The following is a 20,792-nucleotide window of genomic DNA, read 5'->3' as shown; positions in this document are numbered from 1 at the left end:
GGATAATTCCGGTTCAGGAGCAAGGGTATGAAAGAACGCCTCTCCCTTTTCGACACGACGCTTCGCGACGGACAACAAACCCAGGGCGTCCAGTTCTCCGCCGAGGAAAAGCATCAGATCGCCGCGGCTCTCGACAAGCTGGGGATCGATTACATCGAAGGCGGATGGCCCGGTGCCAATCCGACGGACAGTGCATTCTTCGATACGCCACCCCAAACCCGCGCGACCTTCACCGCCTTTGGCATGACCAAGCGGGCAGGTATCAGCGCCGGCAATGACGATGTTTTGGCCGCCGTTCTGAACGCGAACACGACGTGCGTCTGTTTGGTGGGCAAGACCCATGATTTTCACGTCAAAACGGCGCTAGGGATCTCTCTGGAGGAAAACACCGCCAATATTGCTCAATCTTTTTCCCACATCGTGGCGCAGGGACGCGAAGCAATTTTTGATGCGGAACATTTCTTTGATGGCTACAAATCGAACCCCGATTATGCGTTGAAGGCCGTGCATGCGGCCTATGACGCGGGCGTACGCTGGGTGGCGCTCTGCGACACAAATGGGGGAACGCTGCCCGCTGATATCCACAGGATCACGGCGGCTGTCATCGCGTCCGGCATTCCGGGAGACCATGTGGCGATCCACACCCATAACGACACCGAAAACGCCGTGGCCGGGTCGCTGGCGGCGGTGGATGCAGGCGCGCGGCAGATCCAGGGCACGCTCAACGGTCTCGGCGAACGTTGCGGCAATGCCAATCTGACAGCGCTGATCCCGATCCTGTTGCTGAAAGAGCCCTATGCCAGCCGGTTCGAGACCGGCGTGAGCCTTGACGCCTTGCAGGGACTGACGCGGATCAGCCGCATGCTGGACGATATCCTGAACCGGGTGCCGCAGAAACAGGCCGCATTCGTGGGAGCCTCCGCTTTTGCGCACAAGGCGGGCCTGCATGCCAGCGCGATCCTCAAGGATCCGACGACCTATGAACATATCGACCCGCATGTGGTTGGAAATGAACGCATAATCCCAATGTCGAATCAGGCCGGGCAATCCAACCTGCGCCGCCGTCTGGCGGATATGGGCCTGAAGGTTGCGCCCAAGGATCCGGCCTTGTCACGCATATTGGATGTGATCAAGGCGCGCGAGGCGGAAGGGTACAGCTATGACACGGCCCAAGCGTCCTTCGAGCTTTTGGCACGTGAGGAACTGGGCCTGTTGCCGGAGTATTTCGAGGTCAAACGCTACCGGGTGACCATAGAGCGGCGCAAGAACAAACGAGACCGCATGGTGTCACTCTCCGAGGCGGTCGTGGTCGTCAAGGTCGACGGGCAAAAAATGCATTCGGTGTCGGAATCCATGGATGAACAGGGCACGGATCGCGGGCCGGTGAATGCGCTCGCCAAAGCGCTGGCCAAGGATCTGGGCCGCTATCAGGCCTTTGTGAACGACATTCGTCTGGTGGATTTCAAGGTGCGCATTACCCAAGGTGGAACCGAAGCCGTGACCCGTGTCATCATCGACAGCGAAGACGCCCATGGGCGGCGGTGGTCCACCGTCGGCGTGTCGGCCAACATCGTCGATGCCTCGTTCGAAGCCTTGCTGGACGCAATCCGGTGGAAACTGGTGCGGGAGGGCGCATGACACCGAAGACCCACGCCGCGAGCGGATCAATGACATGAGCCTGCCAGATGACATCACAGGATGCGCGCGTGTGGTCGAGCAGGGCGACCCGGACCGGTTTCGTACCGTGATGGCCGCCCCTGTGGCAGCGCGTCATATCCTGTTTCCCCTCTATGCGTTCAACGTCGAAGTGGCGCGCGCGCCTTGGGTCACCCAAGAGCCGATGATTGCCGAAATGCGCCTGCAATGGTGGCGTGATGCGCTGGAAGAAATCGGGGCAGGTGGCGCGGTGCGCAAACACGAAGTCACGACGCCGCTGGCGGGCATGTTGAGCCCGGCGCAGGCCGCGCGGTTGGATGAGGCCGTGGCCGCGCGTCGGTGGGATATCTACAAGGACGCATTCGAGGTTCAGACCCATATGGATGCCTATCTCGATCAAACGTCGGGGCATTTGATGTGGACGGCGGCCGAGTTGCTTGGCGCACCGATCGAGGCCGAGGCGGCCGTGCGTGATGTGGCCTTTGCTGCGGCATGTGCTGCGTTCTTGCGCGCAGTGCCTGCCTTGGCCGAAGCCGGGCGCATTCCCCTGCTTGACGGAACGCATGCCGGGGTGGCTGCGCTGGCACGCCGTGCCAGAGGTCGGTTGAGGCGGCCAAGAATACCCCAATCGGCACGCCCGGCGCTGTGGCCCGCCATCGGAGTCGATAAGGTATTGGATCAGGTCACACGGGACCCAAGTGTCGTGGGCGATGGTCGGCTTTTGGCTGGCCTGACGCCTTTGCGATTGAGTTGGGCGGTTTTGACCGGGCGCTAAGCTGTCGCGGATTTGGGCCGCATAATCAGCCAGATCAGGGACCCGCCCGCCAAGACCAGAAACGGCACCATCGCGATGTTCACCGCTGCCCAGCCTTCGACCGGATCGCCGCCAATGCAGTTCATCAAGCCACCGGAGGCGAGCGAGGCAACCGTGACGCCGCCAAAGACGATGAGGTCGTTCATGCCCTGCATCCGCCCGCGTTCCTGTGGCGTATGCGCGCCCGCCAGCATCGTGGTCGCCCCGATAAACCCAAAGTTCCAGCCAATCCCCAACAGGAAGAGCGCCGCGTAGAAGTTCATCAAATCAACGCCTTGCAGAGCGACAATGCCCGCCACACCGAGGATCGCCAAGCCAAGGCCCATGATTTTTTCCGTGCCGAAGCGCGTGATTAGGTGGCCGGTAAAGAATGACGGCGTGAACATTGCCAACACATGGATCGTGACCACATTGGCCGCGTCCGGTTCGCCAAAACCGCAGCCCACAACGGCCAGCGGCGTCGACGTCATCACCAAATTCATCAAGGCATAGGAGACGGCGGCACAGATCACCGCCACGCGAATACGTGGATCGGCAAGCAATTCGCGCTTTGATCGTCCCGGGCCGTCAGTGGCCGAGGGGGGCGGCGGTTTGGGGATATCCAGAAGCAGGAACAACAGCATGCCCGCCACGTTGAAGGCCATCGCCACGAAATAGATCGGGATATAGCGGGCCACGGTGGCGTCTGCGCTGGACCCTGTCACATAACCGACAACCTGCGGCCCTATGATCGCCGAGAGCAACCCGCCCGCCATGACATAGGAAATGGCCTTGGGACGGAACGCCTCGGAGGCCGTGTCGGCTGCGGCGAAGCGATAGAACCCCTGGGCCGACATGTAGATGCCTGTCATGTAGCTGCCGACCAGAAACAGCCAGAAGCTGCCGACCGACAAAGCATAGGCCCCGATGGCCGCCCCGATCAGGCCGCCGCATGCGCCCAGAATGAATCCGGTTTTGCGCCCGTAGCGCTGCATCACGTTCGACAACCACGGCGCGGTTGTCATTGACCCAAAAACAATCAGCGAGATCGGCAGCGTGGCGAGACAGGCGAAAGGCGTGATCTGTTGCCCGGCCAGTCCGGCGACGACGAACATCATGGTGATCTGCGAGCCTAGGAAGGCTTGTGCAGCCACCAGAACGGCCACATTGCGCTTGGCGCGGGTGTCATCGATTTGGGTCATGTCGTCTGTCATATCGCTGAGTAAACCCGAAAGCGGGGTGTCGACAAGAGGGACAATTGCACGACGCATGCACAGATGGTTGCGCGGCCGGGCGGGAAGGCTAGTGTGGCGCCATGACGAACGGGCCATTTATTGCAGTTTTGGGGGGCGCGCGTGAAACCGTGCGGGCCGTTGAATGGCTGGCGCGGGCCGGAGCGCGGGGCGTGGTGATTTGGGCGCCGGGCACCGACCAGGAAAAGACCGCGTTCGCGCAGGGAACGTTTGCAGACCTCGCGGATGCGAACGCGATTCTAGATGTCAGCCATGCCTTTGATGAAGCCACGCGCAGGGCTGCAAAAATACATGCGCCGGACCTGCCTTACGCACGTGTGGGGCGCCCGCCTTGGGTGCCGACAGACGGCGACAATTGGACAGAAGTCGATACCTTGACGCAAGCCGTGGCGACTTTGCCCCCGGGGACGCGTGTTTTTGCGGCTACCGGGCGCGGAAGTCTGGACGCTCTGGCAGATCATGACGGCCCGGTATTCCTGCGTCAATTGACGCGGCATGATCTGCCCATGCCGCTGGCCCAAGGGCAGTTTGTCTTTGGCACGGCACCATTTTCGGTGGCTGACGAAGTGGCCCTCTTTCAGAGCCTGCACATTGATGTGGTGCTGGCGCGCAATATCGGTGGAGCGGGCAGCTTTCCAAAACTGATGGCGGCCCGACAGTTGGGACTGTCTGCGCTACTGCTGCGGCAGCCTGACGTGCCCGAAGGGCCGCACCTTTCTTCATTTGCAGATGTTGAAAACTGGATCGCAACCCTATGACGGGCATACGCACGATCGAAACCGATGCCGACATTGCGGAGGGGGCAGATTGGCTTGCAAGCCAAGATCCTGCACTCGCGCACGCGATTGATCTGGTGGGGCCTTTGCCGCTGCGCCGCAGGCCGGATGGGTTTGCCGCAGTCTTCAACGCCATCATCGGCCAGCAGGTGAGTACTGCGTCGGCCAATGCGATTTGGGCGCGTCTGGAGGCGGCGGGGCTCATCGCGCCGGGGCCAGTGTTGGCCGCGGGTGAAGTCGGGTTACGGGCTGCAGGCCTCAGCCGTCAAAAGATCGCTTACGCGCTGGCCCTGGCCGAAGCCGGGATCGACTATGAGGCATTGCGGCGCGTGCCGGACGGTGAGGTAATCAAAATGCTTACAGCTGTCAAAGGCGTCGGTGTCTGGACGGCCGAGATCTATGCCATGTTCGCGCTGGGACGCTGCGATGTTTTTGCACCCGGTGATCTGGCGCTGCAAGAGGCCGCGAAATTGATCTATGATCTGCCGGCGCGTCCCAGGGAAAAAGAGCTGCGGCAGATGTCGGAAAACTGGAGCCCGTGGCGGGCGGTTGCCGCGCGTCTCTTCTTCACCTACTACCGCGTTGCAAAGGGCCGAGAGGGGATCATATGACACGGGTATTGAATGCAGGGCGGGTGGAGCCGAAATCGGGGGAGTTGCGGTCCATTGTCGTGTTCCTGCACGGGTACGGGGCCAATGGCGCGGATTTGCTGGGCCTCGCCGAACCGCTCGGAGAACACCTGCCGGACACGCTATTCGTGGCTCCCGATGCGCCTGAATCGATTCCGGGCATGCCTTCGGGACTTCAGTGGTTTCCAATCCCCTGGATTGATGGCTCCAGCGAAGAAGAAGCCGAGCGCGGCTTGACGGCGGCAGCGGACGACCTGAATGCGTTTCTGGACGCACTGATGGTGGACGAAGACGTGCTGCCGGAACAGGTTGTTCTGTTCGGTTTCTCCCAAGGCACGATGATGGCACTGCAGGTGGCACCGCGGCGGGAAGACCCGATGGCCGGCGTTGTCGCGTTTTCAGGTCGTTTGCTAAACCCTGAAGTGTTGACCGACGAGGTCGTGAGCCGCCCGCCTGTGCTGTTGGTGCATGGCGACGCCGACGATGTCGTGCCCCCGCAATCGCTGCCACAAGCGGCTGAGGCCTTGCAGGAAGCGGGTTGGACGGATGTCTATGCCCATGTGATGAAAGGGACAGCCCACGGGATTGCTCCGGATGGCCTGAGCGTGGCGCTCGCGTTTATGCGGGATAAACTTGGGCTTTAGGCCAGTGCGCGAAACGCGCTGCGCTGTTTAGCAAATTCCGGCATAGCCGTCTGTCTTTTGACATTTTGCACCGCTCACGGTGTCAGAACAGGTTGTGGTGCCTGCCCAGCTGTAAGGCGCGGATGGGTCGGGGCCATCGACCAAGCGGCGCACGAAGTCACGGATCGGTTTTACGAGGGAAGGCATTTTGCGTCGTGTGAAATGTGTCATGGTGCTGTCACTTTCATAATCGTGGCTGTGGTTTCGCCGGTGCCTCGAACGGCTTGTTTGTTGCTGATCTTGATACCCTCAGTGTTGCGCCTAGATTGCCGTATGGTCCAGTGAGGTATTCCTGACCTTTTGTAGACGGGTACTGCTCAAAGGCACGATATCCACGGACGTCACAAAACTGTCAGGCAATCCGCTTAAGCAGGATGCGACATTTCGTGGTGCTTTGGCCTCTTGTCAGACGGTTTCCACAAGATATAGTCGTGAATAACATATCGGGGCGGGGTTCCCGCTTCGGTGCCGAAGGGCAAACCGGGCGAGGATGGGGTCACTTTGATGGACGGCGATTTCAGAACGGAATTTGTACGCAGACCGACAGGGCTGAAACAACACCCGGCATTGGTGTTGAATGCGGATTATCGGCCGCTGAGCTACTATCCTTTGTCGCTTTGGCCCTGGCAGGAAGCGGTGAAGGCGGCGTGGCTTGATCGGGTTGATATCGTGGCGGAATATGATGAAGTGGTCCGCTCGCCGAGTACCGAGATACGAATACCTTCGGTGGTGGTGCTGAAAGACTATGTGAAACCTCAAAAGCGCGTGGCCTTCACGCGCTTTAATTTATTTCTGAGGGACGAATTTCGCTGCCAGTACTGCGGGGCAAAAGGCGATTTGACCTTTGACCACGTGGTGCCGCGGGCCAGCGGCGGCGTGACCAGTTGGCAAAACGTCGTGGCGGCTTGCAGCCCGTGCAACCTGCGCAAAGGGTCCAAGCCGCTGCACCGCACCGGGTTGGCGTTGCGCAAACCGCCACGTCAGCCGGGCGCAGAGGAATTGCGCAACATGGGCCGAAAGTTTCCGCCGAACCACCTGCACGACAGCTGGATGGATTTCTTGTACTGGGATGCGGTGCTGGAGGCTTAGGGTGTCGTAGCGGTCTGTTTGCTTGCGCAAAGGCGCCCGCCCGCCACCCCTTGGACCGCTTACGCGGCGAGTTCGACCCAGACCGGCACGTGGTCGGATGGCTTTTCATCGCCGCGCACGGATTTGTCGATCTGACAGTCTTGCAACATGTCGGCGCAGGCAGGGCTCAGCAGAAAATGATCGATGCGAATGCCGTCATCGCGGTTCCAGGCCCCGGCCTGATAGTCCCAGAACGAATAGTGGCCCGGTCCGTGTGTACGCGCACGAAACGCTTCGGTCAGCCCGAGATTAAGCAAGCGGCGGTAGGCGGTGCGCGATTCTGGCCGAAACAGCGCATCCGCGCGCCAAGCGTCGGGGCGTTTGGCGTCTTCGGCCTGGGGAATGATGTTGTAATCGCCTGTCATCAGAAACGGCATCTCTTCGTCCAGTAGGGTTTGGGCGCGGGCGCGCAGGCGTTCCATCCACGCCAGTTTGTAATCATATTTCGGGCCTGGGACCGGGTTTCCATTGGGAAGGTACAGCCCGCACAGCCGAATGGCCTGTGCCTCGCCCATCACCGTCGCCTCGATATAGCGGGCCTGATCGTCGCTCTCGTCGCCGGGCAAGCCCCGTGTGACGTCTTCCAACGGAAGTTTCGACAGGATCGCAACGCCATTGAATGATTTCTGCCCGTGGGTTTCGACGTTGTAGCCCCGATCTTCGAAAAGCTCGGCCGGAAAGTTTTCATCGATGGATTTGATTTCCTGCAGCAGAACAACATCCGGATTTGCGGCATCCAACCAGCGGGGCAGCGCGTCGATCCGTGCTTTGATCCCGTTGATATTGAAGGTGGCGATCTTCATTTGGTGTCCTTTTTCGGCCTGCGCTTTTACGGTGTGAACGATCCTGAACGCTGCAACAAGAGCAATACCGGAAATACAACGTTAAGAATATTATGACCAAGTGATTCGCTTTAAAATTGCATAACCGGACAGGGCCATTTGAAATACACGACGTCCAACGACGCTGTAGATAAAGATTTTCGTCTCACCTTTTCCGGACGATCATGCAAGTTCAACAGAATCTTCCGGCCCGTACTTAATGTGAATAAGTCACTGCCTTTCCCGCTTTTCGAGAATTTTTCTTGGAATGATCGTCCTATGCGGGCAATCCTTTACGCGCTTCAACTTTGAGATGAAAAGGACTTCCGAATATGACTGCCCAAGCCAAATATAGCCCAAGTGTCGATGTAACAGAGGCAGCTGCCATGCATGGCGGCGAATGTGTCGACATGTTTTCATCCGGGAGCACCGCAAGCGCATCGGACTGCCTGACAGGGGACGCGACGGCGTTGTTTTCGTCGGGCTCGGCGCCAACCGCATCGGACATAAGGGCCGGGGACGCAACGGGGCTTTTTTCCTCCGGGTCTGCGTCACGCGCGGCCAAGTCGATCACGGGCGACGTCACCGGTTTGTTTTCTTCGGGCTCCTGAGCCTGTGGGTGGGGCGCGCAGTGCATAGACAAAGGAAAACAGGCATGTCCAACATCATTGCATTGAATGCTCCGGCCCGTCGCCAACGCTTGTCGGATCGCATCGGAGATCTGCTGACGGTCTTTGCCGGGAATCGCCGGACGCAAGAGGATGTCTACTGGCTGAAGGAAAATGCGGAACTTCTCAATATCCTTGAGTGTTCCGGGCAGACCGTGCCATCACAAGGCCTTGCAATCCACGCGGCATTTTACGACAGCCTTGTGGACCGCCTGCGCTTCTTTCCGCAATATTATCGGTTACTGCTTTCCATTGGTCTCGACCTCGAAGACCTTGGAATGCCGGGTGATGCAATGGCGCGGGCCTGCGAATGGGTGGCGTCATCGGGCCTACCCGATGCGGAGTTGAGCGATCTTCAACGCGCCGAGGCGCGTCGTTTGCTGGCGCGTCGCGGCGTAAGGCACGAGGCCGCAGATGAAGGCCTGAACGACCGCCTGCGTGCCTTCATCGGACGCCCCGCCACTTTTGCGCTGCCCAACAAGAAGGCGGCCTATGAGTTGACCCATATCGTGTTTTATCTGTCGGAATATGGGCGGCGGGATCCACAGTTGGATGACACGGCTTTGCGCAGTCTCGAATTTGCAGGAATTGTCGCGTTCCTGGATCAAGATCTCGATTTGCTTGCTGAAATTTGCGTGGCGACGCGTCAGGGTGGCGGGGTGCCTCACCCGATTTGGGAGGATGCCGTGCGTCACGGACTGAGCGGGTTTGAGGTATCTGTGGACGACAAGACTCCGCTGGTCGATGATTACCATGAGTATCTCGTGTCGACCTGGTCAATGCTGATGATGGGGCGAGATGACAGTGGGGTGGCCGTGCCGCGGCAGCGCTGTCTGTTTCATCGCCCTCCAGCACGTGAAAGTGCCTTGCGCGCCATATCCGTCGCTTTGTTGTCTCTCGGAGAGCGACGCGCCGACTGGACGCATATGCGCCGCCCCGTCACTGATCTGCTGAGCCCCGATGCGGTGGACATCCTTGAGGCGGCAGAACGGTCCAGCCCCCAATTCGAAGCGTTTTTCGAAGGCTTTGCGCGGGCCTGAGCCTGCGCCGCCGTAGTTACATGGAGAACGACGTGCCGCAGCCGCACGAACTGCTTGCATTCGGGTTTTCGATCACGAAACGCGCCCCAATCAACTCTTCGGAAAAGTCAATGACGGCGTTGGACAAAAAGGGCAGGGAAACGGTGTCGACCACCACCTTTTGTCCGGCACCTTCCAGAACCAGGTCGTCGTCCTTGGGCACGTCCAGCGCAATTTCGTACTGAAAGCCGGAACATCCGCCGCCTTCGACGGCGACGCGCAGGGCCTGACCCTGATCGGCGGCACCAATTTCAGCCAGACGTTCGAAGGCGCGGGGGGTCACGGTGGGGGGCAGTTGCATCTTGAGGTCACTCCGACGGACAGCGGTTTCATTCGTGCTGTTCGTGCAATATATGGGCAGTTGGAACAGGCGACAAGGATAAGGCAGATGTCCGCGCCCTATGCATGCGATCCTGCCCGCGCCCGGGGACGGCGCTGGCCTGAAGACGAGATGTCATTCCGGTCCTGTTTTCAACGGGATCGGGACAGGATTATTCACGCCTCGGCCTTTCGACGGCTCAAGCACAAGACGCAGGTCTTTGTGGAACATGAGGGCGATTATTATCGAACCCGGCTGACACACTCCATCGAAGTGGCGCAGGTGGCCCGCACCATCGCGGGGGCCCTGGGGCTGAATGATGAACTGACCGAGGCTGTGGCTTTGGCCCATGACCTGGGGCACCCCCCGTTCGGTCATACAGGCGAAGACGCGCTGCAGGCGTTGATGGCGCCCTACGGCGGCTTTGACCATAATGCGCAAGCGATCAAGATCGTTACCAAGCTGGAATGTCATTATGCCGATTTTGACGGGCTGAATCTGACGTGGGAATGTCTGGAAGGGATCGCCAAACATAACGGCCCCGTTGTTGGGGATCTGCCTTATGCACTGGCTGACTATAATGCCGAGGATGATCTGGAACTGGACACCCACGCCAGCGCAGAGGCGCAAGTTGCGGCCTTGTCGGACGATATCGCCTATAACAATCACGATCTGCATGACGGCTTGCGCGCTGGTGTGTTTGCCGAGGACGATCTGGTGGATTTGCCCATCGTCGGCGCGGCCTATGCCGAAGTGGACGCGAAATACCCCGGGTTGGAGCCGTCCCGGCGCACCCACGAGGCGCTGCGCCGAGTGTTTGGCGTGATGGTCAGCGACGTGGTGGCGACCTCCCGCGTGGCGTTGGAACAAAGCGGCGCCGTCTCTGCCGCGGACATCCGCCATCTGGGGCGCCCGGTGATCCGGTTTTCGGACGCGCTATGGGCGGATTTGCAGCATATCCGGCGTTTCCTGTTTCAAAACATGTACCGCGCGCCTTCGGTGATGAAAAAGCGCGAAGAGGTGACGGTTGTGGTCAATGACCTGTTTCCCCTTTTCCTGGGCCAGCCTGATCTGTTGCCCGAGGGATGGCTGCGCGCCGGTGAACTCCACGACCGGACCGCGCTGGCACGCAGCGTAAGCGATTACATCTCCGGCATGACGGATCGCTATGCGCTGCAAGAACATGCGCGGCTGATTGCGGGCGGGTAAGCGCCGCACCTGGCAGGCCAAAGCTGTCCAGGCGGTTGACCCGGCCCTTGGGCATGGTAAACGACCCTGACGCCTGTAACAGGACCTCCTGAAATGAACCTCTTTGCTGATATTCGCGCCCTCGTTCTGAGTGACCTTGCCGCCATGACCCAAGCCGGTGTGCTGCCGTCCGGGCTGGCCACCGACAATGTCACGGTCGAGCCGCCACGCGACGCGGCGCATGGGGATATGGCGACCAATGCGGCGATGGTGCTGGCAAAGCCAGCAGGCATGAAGCCGCGCGACATTGCCGAAGTACTGGCCGCACGGCTGATGGAAGATGCGCGGGTCGTCTCAGCCGAGGTTGCAGGGCCGGGTTTCTTGAACCTGAAGCTTGCGCCGGTCGTATGGCAGGGCGTTGTCGCGTCGGTGCTGGAAACTGGGACGGATTACGGTCGGTCGACCATGGGGCAGGGCAAGACGGTCAATGTGGAATATGTCTCTGCCAACCCGACAGGGCCGCTGCATGTAGGTCATACGCGGGGGGCCGTGTTTGGGGATGCGCTGGCGTCCTTGTTGGATTTTGCAGGCTACGAGGTCACGCGGGAATACTATATCAATGATGGTGGGGCGCAGGTCGATGTGCTCGCCCGGTCCGTCTATTTGCGCTATCTGGAAGCGCACGGGCAGGAGGTCGCCTTTCCGGACGGAACCTATCCCGGTGACTACCTGATCGCGGTGGGCGAGGCGCTGAAGGCCAAGGTCGGTGACGTCTATGTCGGTCAAAGTGAAGACGTCTGGCTGGAGGATATCCGTGATTTTGCAACGGATGCCATGATGAAGCTGATCGAGGCGGATCTGGCCTCGCTTGGCGTGAAAATGGATAGATTTTTCTCCGAAAAATCGCTCTACGACACCGGTTTGATCGAGGCGGCCCTGGCGGATCTGCGGGACAAGGGCCTGATCTATGAGGGCGTGCTGGAGCCGCCAAAGGGCAAAAAGCCCGATGACTGGGAACCGCGCGAGCAGACGTTGTTCAGGTCCACCGAGCATGGCGACGATGTGGACAGGCCTGTCATGAAATCGGATGGGTCCTGGACTTATTTTGCGCCTGATATCGCCTATCACTATGACAAGGTGCAGCGTGGCTATGATGCGCTGATCGACATCTTCGGCGCGGATCATGGTGGCTATGTCAAACGGATGAAGGCCGCCGTGTCGGCGCTGTCGGGGGGCACTGTCCCGCTCGACATCAAGCTGACGCAGCTGGTCAAGCTCTTCAAGAACGGGGAACCGTTCAAGATGTCGAAGCGGGCAGGGACCTTCGTGACCCTGCGTGACGTGGTGGAGCAGGTGGGGCCTGGCGTCACGCGGTTCCATATGCTGACACGCAAGAACGATGCACCGCTTGATTTCGATTTCGACAAAGTGCTTGAGCAAAGCCGCGACAACCCGGTGTTTTATGTGCAATATGCCTTTGCGCGGGTGACCTCGGTGCTGAACAAGGCGACCGAGGCCGGAGTTGCGGTGGATGATGCCACGCTGGCCGCCGCGAATCTCAATCTGCTGGATCACGAGGCGGAGCTGGCCCTTGCCGCCAAGCTGGCGGAGTGGCCCCGCCTGATCGAAACAGCCGCCCGGACAAATGAGCCGCACCGGGTCGCGTTCTATTTGTATGACCTTGCAGGAGCCTTTCACGGGCTGTGGAACCGGGGCAACGACCTGTCCGAGCTGCGCTTCCTGCAAGACGATCCGAAGGTCAGCCAGGCAAAAATTGCCCTCGCGCGTGCCTGCGCCGTTGTAATTGCAGCGGGCCTTGGTATTCTCGGTGTCGAACCAGCCAAAGAGCTGCGATAGGTCCCGCAAAGGGGCGTACAGGCGATAATCATCAAGATGATCTGCGCGGGCATGTATCCGTGCGGGCGACGAGGCAGATATGGCAGATATGCACTATACCCGTGACAATGGTCATGCCGGGTACTCCGCACCCGAAGGGTACTACACTCCGGATGCGGAATTCTCGCAACCTGTGAGTAACCCCCTAAGAAGCTTGACAAATTTTACCGGTGCGGTGGTGTCTTTGGCGCTGGTGGCTGGGGTTGCCGTGTGGGGCTACAAGCTGGTGATCCGTGATGTATCGGGCATTCCGGTCGTGCGCGCCGCCGAAAGCGCCATGCGGGTCCGACCCGAAGATCCGGGGGGCCAGCTTGCGCGTAACACGGGTCTTGCCGTCAACGAAGTGGCCGGTGCGGGCGAGGCGTCAGGTCCGGTGGACCGGGTCGTTCTGGCCCCGCGTCCTGCGGAATTGAGCGAAGAAGACCAGCCCATGACGGCCAAGATGGTGGCACCTGTGCAACAGCCGGCAGCACTTGATGTGGCCAGCAGTCTGGACACGCCGTCCTCTGGCAAAAGTGCGGATGCGGAAACATCGGATGTGGCGGCCGTGTTTCAGGATGGGACGGTCGAAGATCTGGTCAACCAACTGACCGCGGGTGTGCCAACGATTGAGGCGGATGACGCAGAGGCAACGCTCGCGCCGATCGAAGCGTCTTTCACACCGCCTGCTGCATCGGCGGCCGTCATTGTTGCAGGCCCCGGGCCGGTGCAATCGCGCCGCCCGCAATTGCGCCCCGACACGGCGCCAGCGGTTGTGGTGCGTGCCAGTGCACCTGCCGCAATCGAAACCAAGGAAATCGATCCGAGCGCTTTGCCTTCCGGCACCCGTCTGGTGCAGTTGGGCGCGTACAAAAGCGAAGAGATCGCGCGCGCCGAATGGGACAACAAGTTCGCCCGCTACGGTGAATATCTCGAAGGCAAGGACAGAGTCGTCCAAAAGGCCCAAAGCGGCGGCCGGACATTCTATCGTCTGCGGGTCCATGGGTTTGCCGATTTGTCCGACGCGCGCCGCTTTTGCTCCGCACTGGTGGCCGAAGGGGCTGACTGTATTCCGGTGGTCACACGATGAGTTTTGGCGCAACCATCCTCGATGCGGATGGGTTGCGGCTAACCAAGGACGAGGTTGCGTTTTTCAGAGAGGCTGATCCGTTTGGCTTTATCCTCTTTGCCCGCAATATCGACACGCCGGACCAGGTCTATGGCCTGTGTTCTGCGTTTCGCGACGCGGTGGGGCGGGACGCGCCCATTACGATCGATCAGGAGGGCGGGCGTGTGCAGCGCTTGCGCGGTCCGGAGTGGCGGGAATGGCTGCCGCCGCTGGATTTCGTGCAAGCCGCGGGCGATGATGCCGAACGTGCCATGTATATCCGCCATCGCCTGATCGCGCATGAACTCAAGGCACTGACAATCGACAGCAATTGCGCCCCGATGGTCGATATTATCGTGAAAGAGACCCATAAATTCCTGCGCAATCGGTGTTATGGGACATCGCCGGGCGACATTGCGCTGTTGGGACGGGCGGCCGCCGACGGCTTGCTGGATGGCGGGGTCTTGCCTGTCCTGAAGCACATGCCCGGTCACGGGCGCACCAATCTGGACAGTCATTTCGATCTGCCGCACGTGGATGTCAGCCTTGATACGCTGCGCGAAACGGATTTCGCGCCGTTTCGGGCCCTGAACGACCTGCCGATGGGAATGACGGCCCATGTGGTCTATGAGGCAGTGGACGAAGTGCCCGCGACACTGTCACGCGAGATGATGCAGTTGATCCGCGAGGATATCGGCTTTGGCGGGCTGATCATGACGGATGATACGGGTATGAAGGCGCTGAGCGGGACGCCCGCACAGATTGCTACCCGTGCGTTGAGCGCCGGGTGCGATGTCATCCTGCATTGCAATGCGCCGTTGGCTGAGCGGATCGAGACGGCCAATGCCGCCGGTCCGATGAGTGATGCGGCACAGGCGCGCGCCGAAGCTGCCTTGGCTGCGCGCCGAACCCCTGATGACATTGACATTGTCGAGTTGAACGCCGAACTTGAAGCGCTTTTGGCCTAGGTCAATCAATCGGGCAGGTGCATGGCTGACGAGACCCATTTCGAGGAAGATACGATGTCCGTCGCGGACCGGCTTGCCGCCGAGGCGTTGATTGTCGATGTCGATGGGTACGAGGGGCCGCTGGACCTGCTTTTGACCCTCAGCCGCACGCAAAAGGTGGACTTGCGCAAGATATCGGTGCTGCAATTGGCACGCCAGTATCTGGCCTTTGTGGAAAAGGCCAAGGCGCTGCGGCTGGAACTGGCGGCGGATTACCTTGTGATGGCGGCCTGGCTGGCCTTTCTGAAATCCCGTCTCTTGCTGCCGCCCGATCCCAGCGAAGAAGGACCCAGCGGCGAAGAACTGGCAGCCCATCTGGCCTTTCAACTCGAACGGCTGCAGGCGATGCGCGATGCCGCCGCGCGCCTGATGGCCCGCGACCAGCTGGGCCGTGATTTCTTTGCACGGGGGCAGTCGGAAATGGTCACGCGGGTGCGCAAAGTGACCTATTCCGCCACCTTGCTGGACCTGATGCAGGGGTATGCGCGGATTCGTACCCGCGATGATTTCCGTCCTTTCGTGATGGACCGCGATGCAGTTTTTACCATGGAACAGGCGCTGGACCGGATGCGCGGATTGATCGGATATGCGGGCGATTGGACCGACATCCTGAGCTATCTGCCGGAAGGGTGGGAGACTGATCCCGTTCGCCGCCGGTCGGCCACCGCCGCCACGTTTGCCGCCTCTTTGGAATTGGTCAAGGAAGGGCATTTGGATATTCGCCAGTCAGACGCATTCGCGCCGATACAGCTGCGCAAACGAGATGAGAGCCGTGACGGAAGAGATTGAAGATAAAGAAGAAAGCTTGTTCGAAGCGCCCCCCATGGCGGAACAGGAACGCATGATCGAAGCGATCCTTTTTGCCACCGTCGAACCCATCACCGTGCGCGAACTGGAAGCACGGATGCCCCATGGCTGCGATCCCGCAGAAGCATTGGTCTATTTGCGAAAACGGTACGAGGGGCGCGGTGTGCAAATCATGAAGGTGGGCGATGCGTGGGCGATCCGCACGGCAGCTGACCTGGGGTTTCTGATGCAAAAGGAAACGGTCGAGACACGCAAGCTGAGCCGTGCTGCGATCGAAACGCTGGCGATCATAGCCTACCACCAGCCTGTCACCCGTGCCGAGATCGAAGAGATCCGCGGCGTCAGTGTCAGTCGTGGCACGGTGGATCAATTGCTGGAATTGGAATGGATCCGCTTTGGACGGCGCAAAATGACGCCGGGCAGGCCGGTGACATTTGTGGTCACTCAAAGTTTTCTCGATCATTTCGGGCTGGAAAATGCCCGCGATTTGCCGGGCCTCAAGGAATTGCGCGCCGCCGGGCTGTTGGAAAACCGTCCCCCCATCGGCGTTATACCGGGGCCGGAGAGCGAAGACGAAGAGGAAAGCGCAGAGGGCCAATCCGAGCTTTTCGAAGATTGACCACAACGGGGCCTGAAATCGGTCGCATTTCCCTCTATATAGAAGCCATGAGGCGAAAAGGGGCAGACCCATGAATGCGAACCAACTCATGAATATGGTTTTACGCATCGTCATGCGTAAAACCATCAGCAAGGGCATCGATGCGGGTGTCAAACGCGCCACGCGCTCCACGCGGGGCCGCTCGCAGGGCGGTTCGCGGGTCACTTTGGAAAACGGTGACGACACCGGGGGCACCCCCGAAAACGGGCCGACAAAAGCGCAAATTCGTCAGCAAAGGCAAGCGCGACGGGCCGCGCGGCAGGCACAGCAGGTCGCAAAGAACGGGAAGTGATCAGCAAGACCTGAGCGGCTGGTAAGGAAATCCACCGTTGATCCGTGAAAAAGAGTAACCTAGCGTAAACCCCATTCAACAAAGGGAAGTACGCTATGGCCGAGAAATTTTCGGGAGCCCGTGTATCCTCCGTTTCCTTGGGCATTACGGTGATCTTGCTCTACGGGGTATTTGTCACCATGGTCGCGTTCGGTTTTGGCAGCTATATCTACCGGACCGGCTGGCAGGTCAGCACCAGTACCAATGGAGCGTCGGTCGCGCCTGCAGACGCCTCAGACATCGACAACCTGATCTTCATCCTCAAACGCGAACAGATTCTCGAAGCGCGCCAGGAACGACTGACTGAAGAAATGCAGGCCTTCCGGGCGGAAGTATCTTCATGGGACTCCAAGGTCGCACAGTCGTTTGCCAATATCGCGCAAGCCAAGGCGGCCTTGCAGGCGCAGGTCGATTCGACGACGGCCGACCTCGTCGAGTTCCAGTTCGATCTGCCCGGGCGCGGGCGCAGTAAGTTTGAAACCGTCGTGAGCCAAATGGATATCACCGCCCAAATCCAGCCCGACACAGTTGGTAACCTGAGTCCGGATTTCCGGATCCGCGCGTTGCTCAATATAGCCGCCGAGGGATTTGAGGGCGATAATGTTGACCTGGATACCAAGGACAGGTTCGAGGCGATGCGCACGCGCGCGATCGGGATGCTCGATGCGCTGTCGCTTGCCCTGGCCGAAGCGAATGCCGCCTCCCACGACGCACAGGCGCGGCGCAAGCTCATTCAGGACAGGATTGCGGCACATCAGACCCGATGGAACAGTCATGAAGACAGTATCAAAGCGTCGCAAGAGACGCTGCCGCTGGGGTCGTCCGCGCGCGCGCGTTTGTCGGCCTTGTCGCTCAGCATGCCTTTCATGCCGGACGTTCTGATGCGATTGGTGGGTTTTCCCACGATCTTTCTCACGCTGATCGTGACCATTGCGGCGGGCGGGCTTGGCACTGTGGTCGCCTTTTCACGGCGATACTATTCGTCCACGACGTCCTCGACGCTGACCCTGTCACGCTTGTTTGTGAATGTGGGCGAGGGGATCGCCGCCGCAATTGCAATTTTCCTGTTTTCAGGGGCGGGTATGCTGGCCTTGACCCAAGGGGGTGGCGCGGCAAATGACGTGGAACTGAGCCCCTATACGGTTGCCTTTGTCGCTTTCCTGTCCGGATTTATGGCCGAAGATGCCTTTGCGTCGATCCAGGCGGCGGGAAAACGAATCTTCAAAATTGAAAAGGCCGAGAACGGGAATGCGTCCCCGCAGACGCCTCCGACGGACCCGTGACCCAGGTTTCGGAACGCTCATGGAGCGGGCGATGACCCTGCTAGAATCAAACCCGAAAATGTTTCGACAGTTTCAGACCCTGGCCCTGATAGTTCGAAGCAATGCCTGACCCATAAAGCTGACCTGGCCGCTCTGCCATCCGCTCATAGATCAACCGTCCGACGATCTGGCCGTGCTCCAACACAAAGGGGGCTTCGTGGCAGCGCACTTCGAGCACGCCGCGAGAGCCTGATCCGCCTGCTGCATCATGACCAAAGCCGGGGTCGAAAAACCCTGCGTAGTGAACCCTGAATTCGCCGACCATCGCCAGATAGGGGGCCATTTCGGCGGCATAGTCCGGCGGGATATGAACCGCCTCGCGGCTTACCAGAATATAGAAGGCGCCGGGATCAAGAATGATGTGACCTTGAGTGCTATGCACTTCTTCCCAGAATTCCGACGGGTCGTAGTGGCCGATCCTGTCCAGATCGATCACGCCAGTATGCGGCTTGGCGCGAAATCCAACGAGTGTTGAACTGCGCAAACGCAGATCGACCGAAAATCCAAGACCTTCGTCAATCACCGCATCATCACCGTCTACGAGCGGGGTTTGCGCATGCAGGGCCGTCAGTTCACTGTCACTCAGCACCGCATGACCGGAGCGGAACCGGATCTGGTTCAGGCGCATGCCCGGGCGCACAAGGACGGAGAAAGAACGTGGACAGATTTCCGCATAAAGCGGACCGGTATAGCCCGGTGGAATGCGGTCGAATTCCGTTCCGCCATCCGTGATGGTCCGGGTCAGCAGGTCAAGACGCCCGGTCGAGCTTTTGGCATTGGCGACTGCCTGGATGCCGTCCGGCAGCGCCAGCCGTTCCATCAGCGGAACAACATAGACGCAGCCCTTTTCAAGCACGGCACCTTCGCTGAGATCCACGCGGTGCATCTCAAATTCCAGCAGACGCTCGGCCACCGTACGACCGTGGCCAGCCAAAAACGAGGCTCGGACGCGGTAGGCGATCGGTCCAAGGCGCAGATCAAGGCTGGCGGGTTGGATTTGTTCAGGTATCACGGCTGGATCGGCCGCAATCTCGGCGCGCGCGATCATTTGGGTCAACTGGGTGTCTGCAAGAACGCCGGTCATATCAACCCCTCGTTAATATACATGTCCAAAGGGGCGGTAGTGAGATGCCCCGTAGCGCTGGGGCGGGTGGTATTGGTCGGGCTAGCAGGACTCGAACCTGCGACCTTCCGTCCCCCAGACGGACGCGCTACCAGGCTGCGCCATAGCCCGACGTGAGCCGTGTCATACCCGATTTCCAGCCGGGGGCAAGGGGGAAGTGGCACGCGGAAGGGACTCTTTATTCGGCGTCTTGGCGAGCACTGGCCATCTGATCGCGCAAAGCGGTCAGTTGAGCCAGAAGCGGGCGGATCGCACCACGTTGTTCGGGGCGCAGATGTGTTATCCGGGCCGCCATGCCCAAGGCCGAAGGGGTAACGGAGATTGTCGCGGGGTCCGGTTCATCCGGTACGTCGACAATGCGGGGTTTGGGTTTGGGCGGTTCTGCCGGGGGCGGGGTCATCGGCGGCGTTGCGTCGGCCTGTTGTCCGTCCGCTGGGCTGGGCTCTCGCCTGCGACCGGTCAGGAAAGCAGGCAACTCGGCAGGCTCGTCGGTTTCGTCTGCAAGATCTGCGGATGACACTGGCGGGGCAGGGTCCGGTGTTCGGGAGAATACAGGCTCTGGTGCAGGCTTGGACTCTTCGATTGGCTTCGAGGCGGCCAAGACGGGTTCTTCGGAGATCGGTGCATCCGCACCGGGCTCTGCTTCGGGGGACGATGCGGCTTGCGGTTCTGCTTCCTGCGTCGCGTATGCCACCGGAGTGTGTTCGGGTGGCTTTGGCGATGCGTTAGGCGCAAGGTCGGGTTCCGGCGCTGAATGTGTGACGGCAGGTTCAGGCTCGGGTTCAGGGTCGAGTTCGGGTGCTTGGGCCGGTTCAGCCGGTTCAATCACTGTCTCTTCCGGCTCAGCTTTGGCCATTGGGACGAAGGGCGTTACTGTATTTTCGGCAGTTGTATGTGCGAATTCCGCTTCGACAAAATCGGCATCTGGGGCAATATCGTCGTCAATCTGCGCGGCAGTTTCATCATCTAGCGGCGCTGACATGTCGGCGACATGGGCCATGCCTTCTTCACGCAAGAGTTTTTGAACGCCCTTGATGGTCATGCCATCTTCGTGCAGCAACTTGCGGATACCCCCCAGCAAAAGCATGTCGGCAGGCCGGTAGTAGCGCCGACCGCCTGCCCGTTTGACGGGTTTTATCTGGGTGAATTTGCTTTCCCAAAACCGCAGGACGTGGGTCTGGACCCCAAGCCAATCGGCCACTTCGGAGATAGTGCGAAAGGCATCGGCGGATTTTGGCATCAGATCAGGACTTGTTGCCCGAGGCGACACGGTCTTTCATCAGGTGCGACGGTCGGAATGTGAGCACGCGACGCGGGTTGATCGGAACCTCTTCGCCGGTTTTGGGGTTGCGGCCGATGCGTGCCGATTTGTCCCGAACGGAGAATGTGCCAAAGGAAGATATCTTGACCTGTTCGCCTTTTACGAGTGCATCAGACATATGCTCGAGCACACTTTCCACAAGCTGCGCGCTTTCATTTCTGGAAAGACCAACTTCGCGGAACACCGCTTCGCTCAAGTCCATACGCGTCAGAGTCTTTTCGGCCATTTTCCATCCCTTTTGGTCGGA

Annotated in this window: 22 protein-coding genes and 1 tRNA gene; 16 read left to right on the top strand and 7 right to left on the bottom strand. The window is 59.9% G+C overall.

Annotated features, from left to right (window positions below):
• Positions 1 to 27: 27 nt before the first annotated feature.
• Both cimA and LC354_RS12780 read left to right on the top strand, forming a co-directional pair.
• A complete protein-coding gene (gene cimA, locus LC354_RS12785; protein WP_223424380.1) occupies positions 28 to 1,638 on the top strand; it encodes a citramalate synthase in 1,611 nt (536 codons plus the stop codon).
• 34 nt (positions 1,639 to 1,672) lie between these two features.
• Positions 1,673 to 2,431, top strand: coding sequence for a squalene/phytoene synthase family protein (locus LC354_RS12780; protein WP_223424378.1), 759 nt, complete (start codon positions 1,673 to 1,675; stop codon positions 2,429 to 2,431).
• Here the strand turns inward: LC354_RS12780 and LC354_RS12775 are convergent.
• A complete protein-coding gene (locus LC354_RS12775; protein ID WP_223424375.1) occupies positions 2,428 to 3,651 on the bottom strand; it encodes an MFS transporter in 1,224 nt (407 codons plus the stop codon). The two genes, LC354_RS12780 and LC354_RS12775, sit on opposite strands and share 4 nt — an antisense overlap.
• A gap of 113 nt (positions 3,652 to 3,764) precedes the next feature.
• On the opposite strand from LC354_RS12775, the gene LC354_RS12770 reads away from it, so the two are divergent.
• From LC354_RS12770 to LC354_RS12755, 4 genes are all read left to right on the top strand, one after another.
• Positions 3,765 to 4,460 carry a precorrin-6A/cobalt-precorrin-6A reductase gene (locus LC354_RS12770; protein ID WP_223424372.1) on the top strand — a complete coding sequence of 232 codons (696 nt, stop codon included), beginning with the start codon at positions 3,765 to 3,767 and terminating at the stop codon, positions 4,458 to 4,460.
• Positions 4,457 to 5,089 (top strand): DNA-3-methyladenine glycosylase family protein, encoded by a 633-nt coding sequence (locus tag LC354_RS12765; protein WP_223424370.1) that lies wholly within the window; start codon positions 4,457 to 4,459, stop codon positions 5,087 to 5,089. Before LC354_RS12770 ends, LC354_RS12765 begins: the two co-directional genes overlap by 4 nt.
• Positions 5,086 to 5,751, top strand: coding sequence for an alpha/beta hydrolase (locus LC354_RS12760; protein WP_223424368.1), 666 nt, complete (start codon positions 5,086 to 5,088; stop codon positions 5,749 to 5,751). Before LC354_RS12765 ends, LC354_RS12760 begins: the two co-directional genes overlap by 4 nt.
• A gap of 543 nt (positions 5,752 to 6,294) precedes the next feature.
• Positions 6,295 to 6,879 carry an HNH endonuclease gene (locus tag LC354_RS12755; RefSeq protein ID WP_223424394.1) on the top strand — a complete coding sequence of 195 codons (585 nt, stop codon included), beginning with the start codon at positions 6,295 to 6,297 and terminating at the stop codon, positions 6,877 to 6,879.
• Between the two features lie 59 nt (positions 6,880 to 6,938).
• On the opposite strand, the gene xth is transcribed toward LC354_RS12755, so the two are convergent.
• Positions 6,939 to 7,721 (bottom strand): exodeoxyribonuclease III, encoded by a 783-nt coding sequence (xth, locus tag LC354_RS12750; RefSeq protein ID WP_223424366.1) that lies wholly within the window; start codon positions 7,719 to 7,721, stop codon positions 6,939 to 6,941.
• Positions 7,722 to 8,071: 350 nt separating this feature from the next.
• Between xth and LC354_RS12745 the strand changes: the two genes are divergently transcribed.
• Together LC354_RS12745 and LC354_RS12740 are read left to right on the top strand one after the other, a co-directional pair.
• Positions 8,072 to 8,350 (top strand): DUF6749 family protein, encoded by a 279-nt coding sequence (locus LC354_RS12745; protein ID WP_223424364.1) that lies wholly within the window; start codon positions 8,072 to 8,074, stop codon positions 8,348 to 8,350.
• Between the two features lie 44 nt (positions 8,351 to 8,394).
• Entirely contained in the window at positions 8,395 to 9,447 is a 1,053-nt protein-coding gene (locus tag LC354_RS12740; protein ID WP_223424362.1) for a DUF6902 family protein, read from the top strand.
• A gap of 16 nt (positions 9,448 to 9,463) precedes the next feature.
• Here LC354_RS12740 and LC354_RS12735 read toward each other — a convergent pair whose 3' ends face one another.
• On the bottom strand, positions 9,464 to 9,787 hold the full coding sequence (locus LC354_RS12735; RefSeq protein ID WP_223424360.1) for a HesB/IscA family protein: 324 nt from the start codon (positions 9,785 to 9,787) through the stop codon (positions 9,464 to 9,466).
• 87 nt (positions 9,788 to 9,874) lie between these two features.
• Between LC354_RS12735 and LC354_RS12730 the strand changes: the two genes are divergently transcribed.
• The 8 genes from LC354_RS12730 (at position 9,875) to LC354_RS12695 (ending at position 18,062) form a co-directional block, all read left to right on the top strand.
• Positions 9,875 to 11,014, top strand: a complete 1,140-nt coding sequence (locus LC354_RS12730) for a deoxyguanosinetriphosphate triphosphohydrolase (RefSeq protein WP_223424358.1) — start codon at positions 9,875 to 9,877, stop codon at positions 11,012 to 11,014.
• Between the two features lie 93 nt (positions 11,015 to 11,107).
• Positions 11,108 to 12,850, top strand: coding sequence for an arginine--tRNA ligase (gene argS, locus LC354_RS12725; RefSeq protein ID WP_223424356.1), 1,743 nt, complete (start codon positions 11,108 to 11,110; stop codon positions 12,848 to 12,850).
• A gap of 79 nt (positions 12,851 to 12,929) precedes the next feature.
• Positions 12,930 to 13,958 carry an SPOR domain-containing protein gene (locus tag LC354_RS12720; RefSeq protein WP_223424354.1) on the top strand — a complete coding sequence of 343 codons (1,029 nt, stop codon included), beginning with the start codon at positions 12,930 to 12,932 and terminating at the stop codon, positions 13,956 to 13,958.
• Complete coding sequence (gene nagZ / locus LC354_RS12715) at positions 13,955 to 14,944, top strand: beta-N-acetylhexosaminidase (protein WP_223424352.1); 990 nt, start codon at positions 13,955 to 13,957, stop codon at positions 14,942 to 14,944. The genes LC354_RS12720 and nagZ overlap by 4 nt, the downstream gene beginning before the upstream one ends.
• A gap of 21 nt (positions 14,945 to 14,965) precedes the next feature.
• Complete coding sequence (locus LC354_RS12710) at positions 14,966 to 15,772, top strand: segregation and condensation protein A (protein WP_223424350.1); 807 nt, start codon at positions 14,966 to 14,968, stop codon at positions 15,770 to 15,772.
• Between the two features lie 34 nt (positions 15,773 to 15,806).
• Positions 15,807 to 16,409, top strand: a complete 603-nt coding sequence (scpB, locus tag LC354_RS12705; RefSeq protein ID WP_263289398.1) for an SMC-Scp complex subunit ScpB — start codon at positions 15,807 to 15,809, stop codon at positions 16,407 to 16,409.
• A gap of 70 nt (positions 16,410 to 16,479) precedes the next feature.
• Entirely contained in the window at positions 16,480 to 16,740 is a 261-nt protein-coding gene (locus tag LC354_RS12700; protein ID WP_223424345.1) for a hypothetical protein, read from the top strand.
• 95 nt (positions 16,741 to 16,835) lie between these two features.
• Positions 16,836 to 18,062 carry a hypothetical protein gene (locus LC354_RS12695; RefSeq protein WP_223424343.1) on the top strand — a complete coding sequence of 409 codons (1,227 nt, stop codon included), beginning with the start codon at positions 16,836 to 16,838 and terminating at the stop codon, positions 18,060 to 18,062.
• 46 nt (positions 18,063 to 18,108) lie between these two features.
• On the opposite strand, the gene LC354_RS12690 is transcribed toward LC354_RS12695, so the two are convergent.
• From LC354_RS12690 to ihfA, 4 genes are all read right to left on the bottom strand, one after another.
• A complete protein-coding gene (locus LC354_RS12690; protein WP_223424341.1) occupies positions 18,109 to 19,185 on the bottom strand; it encodes a 2'-deoxycytidine 5'-triphosphate deaminase in 1,077 nt (358 codons plus the stop codon).
• Positions 19,186 to 19,258: 73 nt separating this feature from the next.
• Positions 19,259 to 19,335: transfer RNA gene (locus LC354_RS12685), tRNA-Pro, on the bottom strand.
• 67 nt (positions 19,336 to 19,402) lie between these two features.
• A complete protein-coding gene (locus tag LC354_RS12680) occupies positions 19,403 to 20,464 on the bottom strand; it encodes a MerR family transcriptional regulator (protein ID WP_223424339.1) in 1,062 nt (353 codons plus the stop codon).
• Between the two features lie 4 nt (positions 20,465 to 20,468).
• Entirely contained in the window at positions 20,469 to 20,771 is a 303-nt protein-coding gene (ihfA, locus tag LC354_RS12675) for an integration host factor subunit alpha (protein ID WP_223424337.1), read from the bottom strand.
• Positions 20,772 to 20,792 lie beyond the last annotated feature (21 nt).

It is taken from the genome of Tateyamaria pelophila, assembly GCF_019966495.1.
GTDB classification, from domain to species: domain Bacteria; phylum Pseudomonadota; class Alphaproteobacteria; order Rhodobacterales; family Rhodobacteraceae; genus Tateyamaria; species Tateyamaria pelophila.
This window is presented reverse-complemented; position numbering and strand designations above follow the sequence as displayed.

Bases quoted from the DNA above. Each gene is read 5' to 3' on its own strand.
- LC354_RS12760 (WP_223424368.1), top strand. From the start codon at position 5,086: ATGACACGGGTATTGAATGCAGGGCGGGTGGAGCCGAAATCGGGGGAG.
- LC354_RS12765 (WP_223424370.1), top strand. From the start codon at position 4,457: ATGACGGGCATACGCACGATCGAAACCGATGCCGACATTGCGGAGGGG.
- argS (WP_223424356.1), top strand. From the start codon at position 11,108: ATGAACCTCTTTGCTGATATTCGCGCCCTCGTTCTGAGTGACCTTGCC.
- LC354_RS12695 (WP_223424343.1), top strand. From the start codon at position 16,836: ATGGCCGAGAAATTTTCGGGAGCCCGTGTATCCTCCGTTTCCTTGGGC.
- scpB (WP_263289398.1), top strand. From the start codon at position 15,807: ATGGCGGAACAGGAACGCATGATCGAAGCGATCCTTTTTGCCACCGTC.
- LC354_RS12775 (WP_223424375.1), bottom strand. From the start codon at position 3,651: ATGACCCAAATCGATGACACCCGCGCCAAGCGCAATGTGGCCGTTCTG.
- ihfA (WP_223424337.1), bottom strand. From the start codon at position 20,771: ATGGCCGAAAAGACTCTGACGCGTATGGACTTGAGCGAAGCGGTGTTC.
- cimA (WP_223424380.1), top strand. From the start codon at position 28: ATGAAAGAACGCCTCTCCCTTTTCGACACGACGCTTCGCGACGGACAA.
- LC354_RS12740 (WP_223424362.1), top strand. From the start codon at position 8,395: ATGTCCAACATCATTGCATTGAATGCTCCGGCCCGTCGCCAACGCTTG.
- LC354_RS12745 (WP_223424364.1), top strand. From the start codon at position 8,072: ATGACTGCCCAAGCCAAATATAGCCCAAGTGTCGATGTAACAGAGGCA.
- LC354_RS12710 (WP_223424350.1), top strand. From the start codon at position 14,966: ATGGCTGACGAGACCCATTTCGAGGAAGATACGATGTCCGTCGCGGAC.
- LC354_RS12680 (WP_223424339.1), bottom strand. From the start codon at position 20,464: ATGCCAAAATCCGCCGATGCCTTTCGCACTATCTCCGAAGTGGCCGAT.
- nagZ (WP_223424352.1), top strand. From the start codon at position 13,955: ATGAGTTTTGGCGCAACCATCCTCGATGCGGATGGGTTGCGGCTAACC.
- LC354_RS12735 (WP_223424360.1), bottom strand. From the start codon at position 9,787: ATGCAACTGCCCCCCACCGTGACCCCCCGCGCCTTCGAACGTCTGGCT.
- LC354_RS12730 (WP_223424358.1), top strand. From the start codon at position 9,875: ATGTCCGCGCCCTATGCATGCGATCCTGCCCGCGCCCGGGGACGGCGC.
- LC354_RS12700 (WP_223424345.1), top strand. From the start codon at position 16,480: ATGAATGCGAACCAACTCATGAATATGGTTTTACGCATCGTCATGCGT.
- LC354_RS12720 (WP_223424354.1), top strand. From the start codon at position 12,930: ATGGCAGATATGCACTATACCCGTGACAATGGTCATGCCGGGTACTCC.
- xth (WP_223424366.1), bottom strand. From the start codon at position 7,721: ATGAAGATCGCCACCTTCAATATCAACGGGATCAAAGCACGGATCGAC.
- LC354_RS12770 (WP_223424372.1), top strand. From the start codon at position 3,765: ATGACGAACGGGCCATTTATTGCAGTTTTGGGGGGCGCGCGTGAAACC.
- LC354_RS12755 (WP_223424394.1), top strand. From the start codon at position 6,295: ATGGACGGCGATTTCAGAACGGAATTTGTACGCAGACCGACAGGGCTG.
- LC354_RS12780 (WP_223424378.1), top strand. From the start codon at position 1,673: ATGAGCCTGCCAGATGACATCACAGGATGCGCGCGTGTGGTCGAGCAG.
- LC354_RS12690 (WP_223424341.1), bottom strand. From the start codon at position 19,185: ATGACCGGCGTTCTTGCAGACACCCAGTTGACCCAAATGATCGCGCGC.